Raw genomic sequence first — 19,806 nt, forward strand, 5'->3', positions numbered from 1 at the left:
CCAGGAACTCGTCGTCTTGTTTGAGTTCGAAGTCGCCGCAATCGGGGTAACTCTGCCGGCGCGCCCTCACCTACCGGCCCCGTCGATACCCCTTGGCCTTGTCAGCACTGCTTCTCGCCTTTGCCCCAGGTACCCAGGGACTAGTTTCTCGATACAAATCTCGCTGGCCATTGACGCGATCAAGCAACCGGCACCAAAGACCAAAGTCGCGGCGTCACGCCGGTACTAGGGCGCGAACGTACGACGCTGCTCCTTGCTCTCTAAAATGCTGAGCGTCCTTCCATCGGGTTACTACTCCCTCAGCACTTTGGGCGCGACCCGGAAATGACGAAACAATACAATTCGTTTGTCATCGCCACTATCCCGCGACTAGCTGCATCAACTCGGAGTAGTCGGTGACGACATCGTAGGTAACGTCCTGGCCGTTCTTCTTGTTCAGTGACGCGAAAAACTTACGGGCACACTCAATCTTGGCGTTTTCAACTCCCTTAAGCTGAAGCGTTGATAGCGAACCCTTCGTCTCGGCGACGAAATAGACGTGCCTGACACTGTTTTCGATGAAGGCGATTGCCCAGTCGGGATTGTAGTCACCGACGGGTGTCGGAATGAAGAACCCGCGTGGCAATTTAGCATAAACCGCGACCTCCTTGCTGGCATCCAGCTCGGTGACGAACGATTGCTCGATCTTGGAATCGGTGACGACGTAGTCGTAGATGTGCTTCGAGAGCTTGTTGCCAGCGTGGGTGAGGTCTTGCTTTGTTTGGTTCTCCGTGAAGATGGCGGATTCGAATCGGTCGTCCAACGCGTCATAGGTCAGGTGCTCGACAATCACAGTCGCCTTCTGTTCATTGATCAACCGCGCAGCCTCCGTGATGAACTGTTCAGGATTGCGACGAAACTTCGCGAACGTACCTGGCTGCACCCCGTGTAAAATCACCGCGGCGGTGCGGCGGGTGAGTTTTGTCTTCTCCGCGATCTCGCCGAGAAGGTCATACTTCACCTGCGAGCCCACGCTGACCGATTCTGTATAAGTCTGAGTACTCGACACGTCAAAGCCGGAACCGCTGTTGAGCTCATCGGACTCCAGCTGATCGCGTTGTCGACCGGTCTGAACAACGTACTGCATCGAATCGACATGCAGGTGCGTGTCGAGATTCGCAATAGCCTTTCGGATCAGCTCATCGGAGTCGAACTCAACCTGGTAGACCGCCTTATGATTGATCTTTCCCCACAAGGCTTGAAACTCCTTCTTGGCAAAGTTTGCCGCGTTGAGCGGAATTTTCTTGGGCTTGCGGCCGTCCACGAGGTCTGGCACCTCGATATAGAGCGCGTCAACGAGAGGCCAAATGAAGTCGATCACCGGACGGAGTACTTCCGAAGTGGGACCTGTGAGCTCTCCGGATTCCCTCGCCAGTTTGTATGCGTCGGAAATCGTGTCATCGTCGTTGAGATAATCGTTGCGGATTAGGTACTTGTAGAGTGCCTGTGCGACGGCTTCTTCGACAACGGACTCGCCATCAGGAGTCCGGATCGTTTTGCCGGTGAAATACTTGATGCTCGCCTTCCGAGGACGCGCTGCAAGGGACTCGGAGATCTCCTTCTGCAGACCAGTTACGAACTCAGTGTAGGACTCATCAGTGACAACCGTCAGCTCATTGATGTCGTGCACGGTGATCTCGTTGTCCATTCGTTCACCTTGTTGATCAACCGCCAATCGCAGACCACGGCCGATCTCCTGACGGCGGGACACCATGTTGTCGCTCTTCTTGAGCATCCCCATCACGAATACGTTCGGGTTGTCCCATCCTTCGCGTAGTGCCGAGTGCGAAAAGATGAAGCGGACAGGCTCTGTAAACGACAGTAGACGTTCCTTGTCCTTAAGTATCAGGTCGTACGCACTTGTGTCCGTGGACTGCCCCTTGTCTTCGCCTCGGCCCGAGACCTTGCCGTCAATCTGTTGCCTAGTTTTTTTGTCGATCGAGAAGTAACCCTCGTGCACCTGCCAAACCTCGTCGCGACGGAGGTATGCCTGGTACTTCTCGGTGGCTTCGTCGATAGCCAACTCGCCGAGCACATCTGCCCGAATCGCGACGTATTCTTCCTCGAAGACGCGAGCGTAGTCGCCTAGCGTGTCCTCGCGGTCGTAATCCCGGTATTTGCCGACCTCGTCGATGAAGAACAGGGACAGCGTCTTGATGCCCTGACTGAACAGCTCACGTTCCTTGTCCAGATGCGCGCGGATGACTTCTCGAATCTGGATACGACGCTTCGTGTCCTCAGTCACGTCGCGGTCAGCTAGTTGACCCGCAACGACAACATCGCCGTTGCTTAGCTCGATCACGTCGCGGTTGGCATCAACTTCGGTAAGGAAGAGTCCTTTGTAGGCCTCGATCCCGTTCGACACATCGTGCAGATTCACGCCGGCGTCGAGGCGTTTCACTTGCCGCTTGATTCCTGACTGAGTTTGTACCTCGATCTCAACCCGAGCGCGTGGCTTCGCTCCGTTGGCGATCTCGATGTAGTCCAAGTAGAGGTAGGCCGTCGTGCCGGCCAAACCCTTGACAGTAATTCCGCGCACAGCGATCTTCTTCACAAGCTTCTCGTTGTAGGCGTCCAGGGCATCGAGACGGTGCACCTTAGTGTGCTCGGCCTTGTGCGTCGCCGAGTAGCGGAGCATCATCAGCCCGTTGAACCGCGACAGAGCAGCAAGCGACTTGGGGGCACCTATCTTCTGCGGCTCGTCGATAATCACAACCGGACGATTAGCCGCGATCACGTCGATCGGCTTCCGCGACTGGAAATCGTCAAGAACGTCGTAGATACGCCGGTTGTCCTTGCCCGTTGCATTGAAGGCTTGGATGTTGATGATCATCACCTGCACCCCAGCGTCGGAGCTGAACCGCTCCAGTTCATGTAACTGGGAGGAATTGTACACGAACGATCGCGGCTTGGTACCGTACTGCTGCTGGAAGTGCTCAGCGGTCACGTCGAACGTCTTCTTCACTCCCTCGCGAATCGCGACAGACGGCACGACGACAATGTACTTCGACCAGCCGTACCGCTTGTGCAGCTCCATGATCGTCTTGATGTAGACATAGGTCTTGCCTGTACCGGTCTCCATCTCGACATCGAGATTCGGTGCGCCCGGAGCCGCCTTGCTATCAATCAACGCGGCCGAGAGAGGGAGATTGCGGGAACGCTGGATTCTCTGGACGTTCTCCAGGAGCTGCGGACCAACGAGAGCGATTTCGGCGTTCCGTAATCCCGAATCGGGGTTGTCGTTCGTCTCGAACAGCGCAGGCGTGACAGTGAGTCTTGCTTGACCCGGGTCAATCCGGTAGGAAACCCCATCTTGCTTAGGCTGTCCGTCGAAAACTACGACCACCGAGTCTACGGCGTCGGTCTGGTATTGCTGAACCTTAAACTGAAGTTTCATCACGGTCAGATCGCCTTCACGTCAGTGGACGGCGAAATCTCGCGGAAGACCTGCTCCGCATTAATTCGTTCAGCATCCGAAGCGAATCCGGAGTCAAGGAACACCGCCCGAAGCGGCTCACGCTTCGCGAGCGCGCGCACCAACTCTGGGCTCACATCGTCATCAAAACACGCGACGAGTGCTTCGTCCTCGACCACGAAGACCTCATGCCCTTCGACCTTCTCAACTGACACGAACATCGTCACCTCGAGCCCCCAGTCGAGGAGAATCTGGAAGAGCAGGTCTTCGCCGGTGCGATCGCTCTTAATGCTGTCTTCCAAAACCGACAACGTCTCTTGATCTGTTCCATCGGGCGTGCGGAGAACGTCGAGCTTGTTGGTGGTGTCAACTCTCAGGCTCCGAAATCCTACGTCGATATGCTCGGCATCCAAGGTGGGATCGTCGACGATTTCCCTGCCAGCGCGACGAAGGCGCTCAACGGAGAAGTCCGCGAGTGTTGCAAACTGCTCTGATGCTGGGGCAACCGGTTCGTTCAATTGCACCAGGATGAAGCGACGGTTCCCTCCATCCTCGGCATTTTGTTGCATTACAGCGTCGCCGGTGGTGGCAGAGCCCGCAAAGAAGTCGAGAACAATATCCTCGGACTCAACTGAGGTTGCCAACTGAAGCATGCGCCGCACGAGCCGAGTAGGTTTGGGGGTCGAAAAGACCAGATCCGAGGAGTCGGAGTGCATGCGGGCGATCAATTCTTTTTTTGCTTCTTGGTTGTGGCCGACCTCAGAGTACGGCCAGAAGGTCTCAGCCACGCGACCTTGCTTCACTTCTGACAGGAATCGCTTAATTGCCGGACGATTCGAGCCATTTTTCCCGAACCAGACACGTCCGTCGGCGACCATCTCCTCATATCGGTCCTTCGTATAGAGCCAGGCTCGACCGGGCGGAGGACTGAAACTATGCCCGGCGGGGGTAACTAGTTTATAGAACTGGCTCGCTGTTGCGTGGCCTGAGGCCGCAGTTGCATCGGTCGACTTCCAGCGGCCCCGAGGATCATTGTCCGGATTCTTATAGGCTTTGTCCTGCTCCTCCGTCCTCGGAAGCAAGTTCGAAGCCCAGTCGGCACCATTTCTTGCATATACGTGAACATAATCATGCACCGATGCGAATTGGGTCGCACTATTCATAGGCGAATAGACTTTCTCCCAGATGACGGTGGCCAAGAAGTTCGAAGCCCCAAAGATTTCGTCAAGCATCTGCTTCAGAGCCGCCGATTCGTTGTCGTCAATCGAGACAAAAACTACACCGTCGTCCGTGAGAAGGTTGCGCGCGAGCTTCAAACGCGGGTACATCATGGTGAGCCAATCCGTGTGGAAGCGTCCGTTTGACTCAATGTTCGCCACCAACCTATTACCGAGTTCGTCCGTCTGACCAGATGCTGCGAGATAGCTGTCGTTATCCTGCGCATAGTCATCCGGGTACACGAACCGGTCGCCACCCGTGTTGTACGGCGGATCGATGTAGATCAGCTTGATCTTGCCGAGATAGGACTCCTGGATTAGCTTCAGAGCGTCGAGGTTGTCACCCTCGATGAAGAGGTTCTTCGTCGTGTCAAAGTTGACCGAAGCTTCTCTCACGGGACGGAGCGTCTTGGCGATGGGTGCGTTCGCAGCGAAGGCTGCGGCTCGCTTGCCTGGCCAGTCGAGCCGGTAACGCTCCTGCGGCCCTTCGACGACGTGGTCTGAGAGTTCTTGCCGCAGGAGGTCGAAGTCGATGGCCATCTTGCTGTTACCGTCGTCGTCGATGCTCTCAGTAACGACGGTTGGAAACAGCTCGGCGAGCTTGTCAATATTGGCATCGGTCAAATCGGGCGACGTCATTCGGAGCTTGTTCACGGATTACCTCTGCTGTTTCAGTTGTGTTTGCTTCGTCTTGAGTATTCGGCGCAGATCAATCTTGCGATTGAGCTGTGGCTCGGTGCGGAGTCTCCGTTCCAGAACGGCGATCTCACGCTCGAGCATTCGCACGGCGCTCAGTCTGTCGGCTACCTCCGACATCTCCTCGTCGGGCCGCAACGTCACTGGGATCAGTGGCTCCAAGAGTGCCCCGTAGAGGGCAGGTAGCGAGACGGCTACTGGGAGTGGGTGCCGCTCTGCACCTGCGGCTTGCCAGCCGGTTGTGTAGTAGGAGCTGAGCTTCGGAGTCCCTGCCCCGAGCCGCTTGTGTGCCGCGACCAACCGCACCTGTGGCTCAGCATCGAGTGTGCGTGCGATCTCGAAGATGATCGGGTACTGGATAGCCTTGTCGATCGCAGTCAACACTAGGTCCGAAAGATCGTCCTTCTTGACGTCGAGCCGGAAGACCTGCACCTCGGGAACAGCGTCATTTCCGGACAGGTTGATGGTGGATTCCGCGAGCTTGTACGCCCACGTGATTCGCTGCACATCTGAGACGAAACGGTCGCGCACGGCCTTACTCACATTGGCTTTCTCGTAGAATTTCTCTTTGGGGACGCGTCGTTCGAACTTGGCCGCGACAGGCCATTTGTATAGAAGGTCGGCCATACGTTGCTCACTCAACCTGATTCGAATCGACGATCGCAATGAACGCTGTCAGCTCGAAGTTGTCCAGGCCAGCGATGGTCCGGGTGAGCGCGGTGGTACGCCCACCGGTGAAAAGGCTGTCGATGTCGCGCTCTTCTGCAACATTGATAATTGAATGGATCGCGTCGGTTAGAAGCTCCGAGTACGTATCCATCCTCGCGCCTTCAGCCGTGGCGGAGTTGAAGGTCCTCACGACCGCCGGCACGGGTTCCTCACGCGGCCGGCACCCGGCGCGCAGCAGGTCGAGGAGATGCTTGGCCTCGGTGTGGTCTGCGACCACCTCGCCCTGATCATCGAGATAGACGAGGTAGTGCGGATGGAGGCGGTTACCGCGGTTCATCTGCTCGTCGGCGTTGACGTTGCGGAGGGCGAAGATCGCCCCGGGCACGAGTCCCGTGTCCGGGTCCGCGGGGATAACGCCGTGTAGCCCCTTGGGCACGGCCGCGAGGTCACCATATTCCTTGATGTAGCCGAGGAGGTCCATCCGGAAATCATTGAGTCCGAGGTCGGTGATAGAGACACCGGTACGGACATCTTCCAGCTCGATGACTTCATCTTGTAGTTTACGGAGCTGTTCCTTACGGAAGGCGGCGTCGGAGTCTTCAAGTGTGAGAACGTTGTCATCGGCCGTCCCGGCGAGGTCGGCAATTACCATCCTGGACTCAACACGCACTTTGAGGTTGATGTACTCATCCAACGAAATGTCGGGCCAGAAGTTGACGAGTTGGATGCAACTGTTCTGGGAGCCGATCCTGTCAATACGCCCGAACCGCTGGATGATCCGTACAGGGTTCCAGTGGATATCGTAATTGATCACGTAGTCGCAGTCCTGCAAGTTCTGGCCTTCACTGATGACGTCAGTCCCTATCAGAACGTCCAGTTCCTGGGCCTCATTCGGCATCGTCAGGTGACGCTGCTTCGACTGTGGCGAGAACAACGCCATGACCTGCTGGAAGTCGTAGCCGGTGCCAAGTGTGGTCTTCGCGCCGTGGCTGCCGCCCGTGATGACAGCTGCTTCCAATCCCGCTAGAGAGAGGCTTGAAGCGAGTTCACGGTAGAGGTAGTTGGCGGTATCTGCGAAAGCAGAGAACACCAACACCTTGCGGTTTCCAGGATTGATCGGATGCTGCGCTTTGTGCTGGATCAACTCTTTGAGCTTGCGGAGCTTCAGGTCGTGTTCGGGCGTAATCTTGTGCATTTCATCGAGAAGTGCCCGCAGCGTCTCACGGTCGCTCCACAGGTCCCGCTGCCATGACTCGATGTCAAGGTCGTGGAGGTCGATCTTGATCTTCTCGCCGACTGCGATCGCTTCGATGTTCGCGTCGTCCTCTTCGTCAATATCGAAGTCGAGCCCGGCGAGGTCCGGCGCGATGTCTGCCAAGAATCCGGTGTGGCTGCTAATACGGCCAAGGGAGTGGGCCACGGATTCTTCAATCTTCGTCAGCGTCAGCCGAAAAGCCTCGACCGAACTTTCCAGCCGTTTGAGAAGGTTCACAGTCATAAGCTTCTTCAGCCCTTGCTCACGACCAGCCTGTCCCAAGTTGGCGCGGGCGGTGCCGACAGTGACGTTGTACCGCTCTTCGTACTTTGCACGTCGGCTCGCGAACACATACTCCAGCGGTGCATATACCGCGAGAGTGAGGGATTGGAGCCGCTCAAAGATGTCGTTGAAGCTGGGTGCTTTCGGGAGGTCGGTGAGTGACTGGTGGATCGACAGTGGATCGAGCCGCTCCGGGAACGCTCCGATCTCGGTCGTGTCATAGAACGCCTGTATGTGCTTACGGGATCGTGCGATGGTGACCGAGTCCAACAGCTCGAAGAAATCGAAGTCGAGCATCTGTAGGATGCGATCGGTTGTGCGCTGCGCCGAGTCGAGTTTGGACCACTCGTTAAACACCCGTTGAGCATCGGAGAAAACCTTCTCAACCGTCGTGGAGAGGTTCAGGTGCTGTGCGAGGTTTTCCGACTCGCCCTCGTACGCGAGCTGGAGTTGGTTCTTCAAATCGTTGAAGCGGTTGTTCACCGGGGTAGCCGAGAGCATCAATACCTTCGTGTTAACGCCCTCGCGGATGACTTGCCGCATCAGCCGCTGGTAGCGCGATTCTTTCTCCTGCGCATAGTCGGCGTTACGGAAATTGTGGGACTCATCAATCACAACGAGGTCGTAATTGCCCCAGTTGATTCGATCCAGGCGCAATCCAAGGGATTCGCCTTTAGTTCGGGACAAATCCGTGTGGGCAAGGACGTCGTAGCTGAACCGATCTGCGGCGAAGATGTTTGTCGTGAGATTGGCGTTGTAGTTCGTCCAGTTCTCGGCGAGCTTTTTCGGGCACAGTACGAGCACGGACTTATTGCGCAGTTCGTAGTATTTGATCACAGCCAAGGCCGTGAATGTCTTACCGAGGCCGACTGAGTCGGCAAGGATGCAACCGTTGTAGGTCTCCAGCTTGTTGATGATCCCGGTCGCAGCGTCGTGCTGGAAGTTGTACAGGCTCTGCCACACTTTGGTGTCTTGGTATCCAGTGCGGTCGTTCGGCAGCACGTCCTCGCTAATATCGTCGAGGAACTCTGAGAACAGATTATAAAGTATAAGGAAGTAGATACGAGCGGGTGGGTTCTCCGCGTACACGCTGGATATGTGATCATGGACGCTCTGAGTGACATCCTCGAGTTGTGCAGAGTTCGCCCAAATCTGGTCGAAAAGTTGCATGTACTGGGCCGTCATGGGCGCATCGTCCACTCGGTGCACTATGTTCGAGACCGCGTTTCCACGCTCATAACCGAGGTCGGCTGTAGTAAACCCCTGTAGTGGCAAGTACGCTACCCTGTCATCAACTACGGCGAACTGCTGCATCGGACTACCGGTCGCATTCGACCGGAATGTGACCTTGCCACGCACCCACTCCGCACACTCACGTGCTATCGCGCCTTGGGTCAACTTGTTTCGCAATCGGATCTCAAACTCCGACCCCGCTAGAGTCGACTCCGCACCCCAGTACGGTATGAAGAACTCGCGACGCTCCTTTCGGAGCTTGTCCGTCGCCTTCTCAGTCATGAACGATGGTGAAGTGAAAATGAACTCGAGTTCAGAGACCTGCCCCAGCTCTTTCCGCAGCGCCTCGAACGCGAAGATCGAAAATGTCGAGGCGGCGATACGTACCTTTGAGCCAGTTGTGATCTCCGCTTTGAGATCATCACCGAGGAGGTCGGTGACGTTGTTGATGATCCGCAAGCTAGTCACTCACTTTCTTCGTCGTCCCCGCTCTGAGTCACAACTGCCTCGCTACGGGAATAGCCTTCGATCTCGCTGGGCTGGAACATCCACACTCTGCCCATCTTATGAGTTGGCATAAATCTGTGAGCGACCCTGATGCCACAAGACTCTCTGGCAATGCCGGGACCAGCATCGATGTCGTCAGCATACAACCGGGACGCGGACACAGGACACCCCACTCAATCGTCGTCACTTTTTAATCCAACTACTAACGATGTTACCGCCCTGAGCGCTGCTTTTACCGGGATCGATCGGGTGTGGCTTGTCGAAGTCGGTCGGGGCCGGTGAATTTTCAGTGAGAAAGTGTCATTTCCCGGCCACGCTCTACCATTTAGCCATCGCCTTCGTTCGGCACCACTCCCACCGCAGTATTGCGAGCGATCGCCCCGGGATCACGTTCAACGACGTCATCATATCTGCTTACGTCACAGATTTCGAAGAGGACGCGGTGCAGCTAGGGAAGCGGCAGCTTTCGACCTTGAGAAGGGATACCTCGACGAGGATTCCGGAGTCGCACGTCGCCCGCCAGGTGACACAAGCCTCCCCGAGCCCCGGGGCTAAGGACAAACATTGCTTTAATTGCCAACATTGTCTGCCCGCCTCTCCCGGGGCGTGCCGAGAAGTGAGCATTGGCCTCACGAACTTCATGGCTTTTGTTGGTACCTCGGGGCCAACGGGGAATGTCCAAACTGCACTAACGTTGTGTCTCCAAAATGGATAGTGGTTCGGTGGGCATCCTTGAGGCAAGGTGCATCGTTCTTCAGCTTAGGTAGTCACCGACGAGCAGGGCGAAGGTGGAAGTGCTGCTTAAGTCGTAGATTTCCGCCCCCTGCGAGGCGCAAAGGGCCCAGGTGCTGCCGATGGTTGCAGAAGGGCCGGCCAATGAACATTTCTCACCCACACTGTAGGAGTGACACCGGTGACGGTGCTTTCCTACCAGGCCCAGTTCGCCCAGCCGAACCTCGCAAAGCTGGGAGCGGTCAGATTGGCCCGGACCCAACACCTTCAATTTCGCAATCGAAAATCAATGAAATCGTGGGGGACACGGAATTCGACGCACGATGGGCACACGCACTGGTTGGCGCGGATGAGAACCGGCCGGTCCGGGGTATAGTCGGCACAGGTGCAACGTATCCGAGCCGCACGCGGCCTGACGGCCGCATTTGGCGTGACGTTCAAACTATCCAACAACCCGCAGCTCGCGGAAAACTAAACGACGCAGTCGGCCTCTGCCTGGACTTGCCAGAGCAAGCGACCGGGCTCCGTGACGATGAGAAGTCCTCAATCTAGACTCTGGATCCGGACCCAGTCATCGTTGCCTTTAACTATGGACTCCTGGCAACGATTACTCGCTACTAAAACACCGCGGCGAGGCTGTCCGCAGCCTTGGACGTGGCGACGATAAGGCTGAACGGCTCGTGTCTGTCCAAGCGCCACCACAGAAATTTCCTCAAATACGTGAACATGATCGGAGCTGAGGTCCCGTCCGGGCTGGAGGTGCGCCTGCACCAAAACAATTGCGCCACGCAACACGCCGCCGTCAAAACGTGATAGGCGAAGCATCTGAGGTTCCATTTGTATTTCACCCCGACGTCGTCGTCCTGGATGAAATCGGCCGAACGCTGGTCTCACGTGCTGCCGGACAAACTGCTAACTTATAGACCGTTCTCGCATTTCAGCAAGTTGTGATGGGTTGGCCCCCTGCAAGAGAAATTCATTGTGGGGTATGGACGGCAAACTCGTAGTACATAAACTCCTGCACGTACTTCAACACTTGCGGATCCCCATTTCTCTATAATGGTTCGAGTACGCTGATATTCACATTTCCGGAATCCACATTCAGAGTACAAGTGAATCGTACATGACGCCAATTTTTCCGGCTCTTCATAAATAGGGCGGTGCTCAAGAGCTGAGGCAACCTCGAACGATAACGGGACCCTGGGTGCAATGATGTAGGTGTTCAAGACTCCATCACGATCCAAGGTCCCTGATGCACAACTTTATCCCGCACTGCCTCGACACCGCACCCCGCCTGGATGAGCTCGGGCTCACCGCGATCGCCCAACACCACACAGGTAGGCACTTGACCGCGTTGTGCTTGATCACCGACGGCAACGTCGATTGTCTCGAATGCCAGCAGCCAGCTCGAGTCCGATCCACACGGATCCGCCGGCTCGCCCATCCCCCGATCGGGCTTACAGCCGTGACCCTGGCCATCCGCATCCGCACGCACGCGTGCCCCAGCTGCGACCGGCGGTGGTCGCAATCACCGTCGAAAGCGTGTGTGGGCCGCTCGAAGCTTTCTCGGCGCGCACGTCTTTGAGCTTTGAAATCCGTCGTGATCGACAAGATGAGCATCCACGCCATCGCGAGGAACCTTGCAACGTCGTGGAACACAGTCTGCTCGGCAGTGCTTGATTTCGGCCGGACGTTGCTGCTTGCCGCTGCGACCAGGCTTGATGGGGTCACCACGATCGGCGTCGATGAACATTGCTGGTTCCATCGCGGTCTCGACCGGTGGGTCACCGTCATCGTCGACCTCACCAACAGGCCAGCACGGTTGATCGGCATCGTTCCCGGCCGTTCGGCCGACGTGTTCTATGATTGGCTCAACAATCAGCCCGATGATTTCCGGACCGAAATCGCCCACGTCGCTATGGATGCCTTCACCGGGTACAAGAAAGCCGCGACCGAACTAGTCCCGGACGCGGTCACGGTCATGGTTCCGTTCCATGTTGTTGCTCTCGTTGGAACGAAGCTCGATGAGACAAGGAGATGCCTCCAGACCGAGCTCCATGGTCGTCGGGGCCAGTCTGGTGATGACTTGTACGGGATTCGGAAAACGATCCGTACCCGAGTTGGGCTGCTATCTGAGAAGCAGAAACACCGACTCGACTCTTCGTCGCCGATAATCATGCTGCGTTGGTGGCGTGTTGGCAGTTCTACCAAGACACGATCAAGGCCTACGCGGCCGTGTATAGAAGGGCCTTCCGGTAGCGGACGTGGAACGAAATGGTAGCAGGAGCGCGGGGATCCGGTAGCAGCACTCTGGCGCCCCGCGCTCCCAGTCTACGATCACGCCGGACTATCGGCTTCGGGTTGTTGTCGAGTTGTCTTGCGCATGTTCGGGCCATCGAGTTGGACGATCTCGCTGACAGATACCAGTCGGCTGAGGATCGACTCGGCGATGACGGCGTCGTGGAGTGATTTGTACCAGTCTTCCGGGTCGAACTGGGACGTGACGATCGTGGCTCCGCGGCCTTCTCTGCTCGCAAGGATGTTGAGGATCTTGGCGGTCGTGTCCATCGTGATCGGAGTGGTGAGGAAGTCGTCGAGGACGAGGACATCGCAGTGACGCAGCCTGTCGAGGAACTTCAATCCTCCGGGGTCAGACGGCTGGTAGACCGCCAACCGATTCCCCAGATCGTCCAGCCGCCAGTACGCGACGGTGTAGTCCTTTCGGCAGGCAGCGTTGACCAGGGCCTGGGCCAGATAGGACTTGCCGACGCTGGTTTTGCCGAGGATGATCACGTTCGTCGCATTGTCGATCCAGGCACATGAAGCGAGCCGATCGACGACGTCGCGAGTCAGCGTCCGATCAGGCAGGTAGCGGACGTCTTCGACACAGGCTGCGGGGTTCGGTGTGTGAGAGGCCTTGAGGAGTTTGTGGACGCGGCGTTCTGCCCGGGCGGCAAGCTCGATGTCGAGAGCATGGTGGATTTTGGCAGAGAACGTCCAGTCGTCGTAGGCGGAATCGTTGGCGATATCGATCACGGCCTGCCCGAACGCGGTCATCCGCAACTGGGTGAAAGTCGCCATGTCATCAGTGGTCAGGTGATCGGTCATTGGTCGGATCCTTTCTCATCGTTCGTTAGCGCCGTGAGGCGGAATTGATCAACACCAGTCAGGTGAGCCCGGCTGGTATCCCTGGACACAGCCGCGGCTGGGGCCGGTGATGGTGGCGGTGTGACTGCAGGTCGTTGCTTGGCTTGGGCGCGAATAGCAGTCAGCTGGTGCTTGACCGCGGTGTAGCTGATCGGCCGGTGCTCATCGGCACACAGTGTTTGGCAGGCTTGCTCCAGCAGGGGCCGGTTATCGCCCTTGCCCAGAGACAGGATGTTCATGCAGGCTCTGAATCCTTGGGCTTCGATCTTCTTGGTATCCAGCAGCCGGGTGAGCGCTTCAACCGTGTTCGGCCCTGCTTTCGCGGCTTGGCGGAGGAAGTAGCCGCGAGTCCACAGCCCAGTGGTTTGGCCTTGAGAGGCTGGCGCATGATCGGCATCGGTGACATATGAATGCTTCTTCCTACCCACTCGGTGGCTAGCGACGATGTCGCCACCGGCGAGGACGTCGAGCCTGGTGCCAACGATGCGCACATCCACGGTGGTCCCGACGAAGGTGGCGGGCACCGAGTACTTGATGGTCTCGATCTGGATATGCCAGTCCCGGGAGACCTTCGCCTTCTTCCAGCTCACGTCCTGCCAGGGCTGGTCGGGCAGGCTGATGAGGTCACCAGCTTCATCGTCGGAAAACCAGTCACGCCGGGACCTGGATTGGCTGCGGAAGGGAGTGCGATCGTTGATCCACTCCACCCGGCTGGCGACTGCGTCGTTGAGGTCATCGATATCAGCAAAGAGCTGGTCGGCGAGGTAGTGGATGACCCAGTTCGTGACGATCTTGACGCCGGATTCGACGTTCGCTTTCTCTTTCGGCTTATAGGCACGGGTCGGAACGGCTGCCGTGTTGTAGTGCTCGAGGAACCCGGCATACGAGGCGTTGACGTCGCGGGTCTTGTCATACTTGCTGATCTGATTCGACGCTGTTGAGGCGTTGTCGGGGATGATGACCTGAGCCACGCCGCCGAAGTATTCGAAGGCACGCCTGTGAGCATCGCACCAGGCAGAGAGTTTCTCATCCAGGCACCCGTAGGCAAAGATCATTCCCGAATACGGCAGTGTGGCGACGAAGATCGAAACCTTCGTGAGCGCGCGGGTGATCGGGTCGGTGATCCACATCGGGGTGCCGGCCCAATCGACTTGCATCGTGTGACCCGGGGTGTGCGTGATCGGGCTGGTGAGGTCGTGGGTGCGGACGTGTTCGGCGATGATCTGGCAGAACCGTTCATACCTGTAGTGCCGCGTCGACGGAGTGGGTGCCGGAGTGTTGAGGTAGCGGGCTCACAACACTTTCAACGGTGGCTTCTTTCGTCCGATCCGGGCGGTGATGACGGCATCGACATCGATCGGGACGAAGTCGCCATCGACGCTTTTGCGGCCGTCGGTGAAGAACCGGTCGAGGTCGGCGACGGTGAGGGCATCGACTTGGTCCGTTGTCGTCAGCGACTGGTCCTTGACGACGGTGCGGGCCTTCGCGATCGCGCGGTGAGAACAGCTAGCCATCGCTTCGATCTGTCGGTAGGAGTAACCCTGAACGATCAGGGAGAGAATGTGCCGGTAGTCGGCCATGAGCAGGATTCCTTTCACTGATCACGACTTCGCTGTCGTGGGTGAAAGCAATCTTGCCCTACCGCTACCGGGTACTTACATAGCTGCTACCACTTCGTTACACAGGTGCTACCGAAAGGCACTTCCGTACAGGCCGCCCCGAAGAAAGGCAAAACGATCATGGCCGGGCTCATCGACAAGCTGGCCGACACGATCCCGGACGAGTTGAAGGGGTTGCGGAGTCTACGAACGACGTTTCAAAGCCGTCGTAGCGATATTCTGGCGTATTTCGATCACCCGGGAACGTCGAACGGGCCCACGGAAGCGATCAACGGCAGGCTGGAGCATCTGCGGGGTATCGCGCTGGGATTCCGTAACCGGGGCAACTATCTTATCCGGTCACTCCTCCATGCCGGAGGAATGGGCAGGCTCCTACAGCCCTATTTATGAAGAGCCATTTTTCCATCCCACACAATCACAAAACCCTGGTGCCATGTTGTCAAAACAAAGTGCCGAACAAATAAAACGTTCCACTGACTTTGAGGATTAAAAATTGGCGTGTGGCATCACTTCTAAGTAGCTACCACCGGATTTCCTTCACCTACTTTCCGGCGCGAAGTTGGGTTGCTATGAGTACCCGCTTCTTATTCACCGAGGGAAACAATTCGAACGGGGAGCCAAAGGCCTCGACCCAGCCAAAAGGCCACCCTGGGCTGCCCACACAATAGAGGATGAGCACGATACGCCTGTGCCCATGGACGGCATATCGTTGAGGTAAACCTAGTTCTCGGTGGGTATCACGTCACCTTAGCAGAGAAAATTCACCTGAGAGAAACTGCCGATGTATTTACCTTGGCTCGAATGTCGTTCCGGGCCAAATAATTAGCGAGCGTTTTATCTCCTTCCGGGTCAAAGGCAGGGCCAATTCGAACTCCGCTAATCGGCGGTGCACCAACTTGCAGTTCTCGAGGGTGCTCGGAATCGAATAAAATCCGATCGTCGATCGACGACTTCGCGGAATTCACGATATCTACATACCTAACGAGTCCGTATCTACTTTCTCGATACTTGATTGCGTCCAGATCGTTGGTTACTGCTATCAGCCGAAATTCACGTTCCCCGCTAAATCCTTCCCGTTTGATCCTATGTATTAGGTCGTCGGCTGATGCGAGCAAGTTCATTCGCTGATCGAATAGATACTCGTGATGGTCGTCAGCACTTCCTGCGGATTTAGCTCGTACCTCGTCCTCTTCATACTTGGCCGCCGTGCGCGGTATCCAAGAACTAAGCTCTCCGAGGATGTCGTCTTCTGTGTAAAGGACTCGGTTCCAGGGCTTAACTTTCCAAAAATTGAAAAAGTCACTTCTGGGCCCAGGGTGGGCCCTATTGACCCGAATGCACCATTTGAAGTAAGTATTGATGCTTAGGGAATACCCTCTTCCTCCGTTTGCGTAGCGATCCCACTGTCCTGCGTCGTCCGCAAGCTCAGAGGCGCAAGTGACGAATACGTCACGGCGTTCGCCGTCATCTCGAGCCGCCTCGAGTTCGCTCGCAAGATCAGCATAGCCTTGTCGGCGGACTAGTTCGGGAAGGATCGTCCAGCCGTAAATTAGTTCGTCGCGATCGTTTAGCCCGGAAGCTTCAGTTGCCCGAAAACTGCGACTCTCGGCGATACCCATTAACCCGCTCGGCTGTGTGTAATGAAAGACGTGGCGCGGTACTTCTGGTTCGGACAATTCTGTTCCAATCGCTAGGTCGATAGACCTGATCATAACCGTGTCGGCATGCCGTTAGCGCGTCGGGATGTCAATAGGACGCAACGTAGCTGTGTAAGCCTAGCGCGCCGATTGCGTACCCTCGTATAGTCGAAGATGGCATCTCGTATCGAGTCCAGTCTGGCTGAGGACCACCCACAGATCATAAGCACAATCGAACGAGACTCCTCCGTGCGGCAAAGAGGCTGGGCGATTTCAGGATCCCTCACGAAGGTAGTCAGCTGAACGCACACCCCCTATCAGGTCGGGGCCCAACCCACTTTCGAGGCTCAAGCCACCTCCCGGACGAAGGAAGGCTCCTGTGCTCTTAGCGGGAATCACCACTGATCTTCTTTGCCGCAGGGCACTACTGTCATTGGTACAGGCGAATCGGCACCGCAGAGAGGCGTGCCGAGGTACGAGTACTGATCTCCCCTCGAGAATTCGCGCTCCAAGTTCCCAAACCCGAGCGAAAGGGTGTGCTGGTGAACGTGCTTCACGGATTGAGGTTCACCAACACTTCGATGACTTAACGACTCCAGCGGTCCCTAAGCCACCTGGGACTCTCACCAGCTATTTGCAGGCGAACAACGAATTCACACGAGCGAGAAATCGTCGCATCCGCAGAAGCGGCGAATTGCCACTCATTCCTCCACCCGCTCAACCTTCCCAACGAGGAACACGTACGACAGCACACCCACGATGGTGATCGCAGCCATGTAGACAAACGCTGGGGCGAAGTCGATGTCGGTGACGAGGAAGCCGATGACGATCGGAGTGGCGATCGAGGAGAGGTTGCCGATGAAGTTGAACATGCCTCCGGTCAGACCGAGCAGCCGCTCCGGCGCCAATGCGGACACCAGCGACCAGGTGATCGAGGCGAAGCCGTTGCCGAAGAATGCGATCGACATGAACACGATCACCAACGCAGTCGAATCCGTATAGTTCGCGCCGAGCATGAACACCGTCAAAGCCAGGCCTATGATGATCGGCAGCTTGCGGGCAGTGCCGAGTGTCAGTCCCTTCTTGACCATGAGGTCAGAGACCCACCCGGAAAGCAGTACCCCGACCAGGGCGGCGATGAACGGAAGTGACGCCATGAAGCCCGACTCGATGTAATCCATCCCGCGGTAATCAACGAGGTAGGTGGGGAACCAGGTGAGGAAGAACCACAGGGTCGACGTCAGACAGAACTGGCCGAGGTAGATGCCCCACAGCTTCCGTCTAGAGAGCACCACCTTCACGTCGGACCACTTGAGCTTCGGCTTGGTCTCCTTCGTCGCACCGGATTCGACGTCGACCAGTCCCCCACCGGAGGCGATGAGGTCGACCTCAGCCTGGTTGACTCCCGACTTGTCACGCGGCTCGCGATAGACGAACCACCAGATCGAAGCCCAGATGACGCCGACGACACCAGTGAGGATGAACACCCAGTGCCAGGTGAGCACTGTCTGCAGCCAGGACAGCACAGGGGTGAGCAGAGCCAGGCCAATGAACTGCCCCGAGGTGTAGAAGGCGATGACTCGACCGCGCTCACGCTCCGGGAACCACGCTGTGGCCACCTTGTTGTTGATCGGGTATGCCGGAGCTTCGAACCCGCCGACCAAGAGCCGGAGGATGATAAGAGCGACGAACCCGCCAGACATACCCATGAACAGCGTGGCCAGGGACCACAGCACGAGGCAGGAGGCATAGAGCACCCGCGGCCTCACCCGGTCCACGAGCCACCCGCCCGGCAACTGCATCGCGGCGTAAGTCCACCCGAATGCCGAGAGCAGAAGTCCCTGCTGGCCCGTGGTGAGATCGAACTCCTGGGAAAGCGCCGGCATCGCAATGGACAGGTTAGCCCGGTCCATGTAGTTGATGACGACGGTGATGAAGAGCAGGAGTGCGATGATGTAGCGCATCCGTGTCGGCCGCGTGGCCGTGTGCTCAGCGATTTTCGTCATGAGCTGGTGTCTCCGATCTCTGAGGCAGTGCCGGCAACCCGAATCGGGGCACGCAGCAGGAGCAGATAAGCGATCCCCGCGATCACCGCAACAACGGCGCCGAGGACGAATGGAATGAGGTAGGACCCCGTTGTCGTCACCAACACCCCGGTGAGCCAGGGCGAGAGCGAGCCGGCGAAGTAGCCGCCGAAGTTCTGGATGGACCCCAGCGATGCGACACGACTTCCGGTCACGACATCAGCGGGAATCGACCAGCCCACGGCGCTCAGTGCACCGCAGAAGAACAGAGCCAGGCTCATCGCCGCCAGTTGCAAAGCGAAGTGGCCGGTGGTGACTCCGACGAGAATCGAACAGACGGCGAGCGCCCCGCCGTAGACTGCAGCAATCCGCCGCTTGCAGGCAAGAGGCGCCAGATGAGACCGCATCCTCGAGTACTTCGTAGTGAACCATCCGCCGAGGATTCCGCCGATGCCGCCGACAGCGAAGGGAATTGCCGTGTACCAACCCAATGCTTCATCAGCGACAGAATAGATGTCATTGAGCATCAGTGGGAGGAAAGTCACGAAGATGTTGAGGGTCCACACCACAGCGACGAATCCCAGCACCATCGCCCAGGTCTGTGGCTTGGTGAAGAGACGCAGCCAAGGGATGTGGCCTGTCGGAGCGTTGTTGTCTTCCTCTCTCGCCCGGATGTGTTCGAGTTCAGCCGCTGAGACCCTGCGGTCGTGTTCCGGGGACCGATAGAAGACCCAGAAGCCGATGGCCACGATGATTCCGAGCACACCGAGGATGACGAACATGGCACGCCACCCGAACCCGAGGATAAGGAAGGTGAGGATCGGTGGCGCCACCGCCGGGCCCCATTTGCTTCCCGAGTCGTAGACTCCGACTGCCGCTCCACGTTCCCTTGGCGGGAACCATTCGGAGACGATCTTCGCCGAGGTAGGTGAGACCGGTGCTTCGAAGATGCCGAGCAGGACGCGCGAGATCATGAAGTGCCACATGTGGTGGCCAAATGCCATGAGCGAGGTCGCCAGCGACCAGAAGCCCAGTGCAATGACGTAGACCGGCTTTGCACCAAGGCGGTCGGTCAGCCATCCGCCGGGCAGCTGGAAGAACGCATACGTCAGGGAAAACGCCGTACCCAGCAAGCCGATGTCGGCAGCGGTCAGCCCCAGTTCGTCGATCATATGCGGGGCGGCGATGGACAGGGACGATCGGTCCATGTAGTTGATCATCATGGCTGCCAGCAGCCAGCCGAGAATCCACCATCGGGCTCGCCCCGGCGAGGCAACACGACGTTGCTTTGTCACTGCAGTCTGTGAGTTCATCCTTGAACGTCCTTCTCTCTT

At 57.3% G+C, this 19,806-nt stretch carries 10 protein-coding genes and 3 pseudogenes; 2 read left to right on the forward strand and 11 right to left on the reverse strand.

The features are described from left to right. Positions 1-358: 358 nt before the first annotated feature. From BSP239C_RS06110 to BSP239C_RS06125, 4 genes are read right to left on the reverse strand one after another with little or no spacing between them, the layout of a single operon-like run. Entirely contained in the window at positions 359-3,436 is a 3,078-nt protein-coding gene (locus BSP239C_RS06110; RefSeq protein WP_101571339.1) for a type III restriction-modification system endonuclease, read from the reverse strand. Positions 3,437-3,441: 5 nt separating this feature from the next. After that, a complete protein-coding gene (locus BSP239C_RS06115; RefSeq protein WP_101570974.1) occupies positions 3,442-5,325 on the reverse strand; it encodes a site-specific DNA-methyltransferase in 1,884 nt (627 codons plus the stop codon). 3 nt (positions 5,326-5,328) lie between these two features. Beyond that, on the reverse strand, positions 5,329-5,994 hold the full coding sequence (locus BSP239C_RS06120) for a DUF4391 domain-containing protein (protein ID WP_101570976.1): 666 nt from the start codon (positions 5,992-5,994) through the stop codon (positions 5,329-5,331). Between the two features lie 7 nt (positions 5,995-6,001). After that, positions 6,002-9,265, reverse strand: coding sequence for a helicase-related protein (locus BSP239C_RS06125; protein WP_101571341.1), 3,264 nt, complete (start codon positions 9,263-9,265; stop codon positions 6,002-6,004). A 2,032-nt stretch (positions 9,266-11,297) separates the two neighbouring features. Between BSP239C_RS06125 and BSP239C_RS06140 the strand changes: the two are divergent. Next, positions 11,298-12,292: pseudogene (locus BSP239C_RS06140) on the forward strand (ISL3 family transposase); the annotation flags it as partial. 90 nt (positions 12,293-12,382) lie between these two features. Here BSP239C_RS06140 and BSP239C_RS06145 read toward each other — a convergent pair. The 4 genes and pseudogenes from BSP239C_RS06145 to BSP239C_RS20920 all read right to left on the reverse strand — a co-directional run bounded on the left by BSP239C_RS06145 (position 12,383) and on the right by BSP239C_RS20920 (position 14,772). Beyond that, positions 12,383-13,153 (reverse strand): ATP-binding protein, encoded by a 771-nt coding sequence (locus BSP239C_RS06145; protein WP_101570983.1) that lies wholly within the window; start codon positions 13,151-13,153, stop codon positions 12,383-12,385. Next, a complete protein-coding gene (locus tag BSP239C_RS21340; protein WP_374701022.1) occupies positions 13,150-13,812 on the reverse strand; it encodes a Mu transposase domain-containing protein in 663 nt (220 codons plus the stop codon). The genes BSP239C_RS06145 and BSP239C_RS21340 overlap by 4 nt, the downstream gene beginning before the upstream one ends. Beyond that, positions 13,813-14,424 (reverse strand): annotated as a pseudogene (istA, locus tag BSP239C_RS21345) (IS21 family transposase); the annotation flags it as partial. It abuts the gene before it with no gap. A gap of 60 nt (positions 14,425-14,484) precedes the next feature. Continuing rightward, on the reverse strand, positions 14,485-14,772 hold the full coding sequence (locus BSP239C_RS20920) for an uL15m family ribosomal protein (RefSeq protein ID WP_219618851.1): 288 nt from the start codon (positions 14,770-14,772) through the stop codon (positions 14,485-14,487). 129 nt (positions 14,773-14,901) lie between these two features. Between BSP239C_RS20920 and BSP239C_RS06155 the strand changes: the two are divergent. Further along, a pseudogene (locus BSP239C_RS06155) lies at positions 14,902-15,201 on the forward strand (transposase); the annotation flags it as partial. A gap of 371 nt (positions 15,202-15,572) precedes the next feature. Here BSP239C_RS06155 and BSP239C_RS20925 read toward each other — a convergent pair. From BSP239C_RS20925 to BSP239C_RS06170, 3 genes are all read right to left on the reverse strand, one after another. Then, complete coding sequence (locus BSP239C_RS20925) at positions 15,573-16,487, reverse strand: DUF2971 domain-containing protein (protein ID WP_219618852.1); 915 nt, start codon at positions 16,485-16,487, stop codon at positions 15,573-15,575. Between the two features lie 662 nt (positions 16,488-17,149). Then, on the reverse strand, positions 17,150-18,454 hold the full coding sequence (locus BSP239C_RS06165; protein WP_101570987.1) for an MFS transporter: 1,305 nt from the start codon (positions 18,452-18,454) through the stop codon (positions 17,150-17,152). Next, positions 18,451-19,785, reverse strand: a complete 1,335-nt coding sequence (locus BSP239C_RS06170; protein ID WP_101570990.1) for an MFS transporter — start codon at positions 19,783-19,785, stop codon at positions 18,451-18,453. The genes BSP239C_RS06165 and BSP239C_RS06170 overlap by 4 nt, the downstream gene beginning before the upstream one ends. Positions 19,786-19,806 lie beyond the last annotated feature (21 nt).

The sequence above is a fragment of the Brevibacterium sp. 239c genome (genome assembly GCF_900169365.1).
Lineage (GTDB): Bacteria > Actinomycetota > Actinomycetes > Actinomycetales > Brevibacteriaceae > Brevibacterium.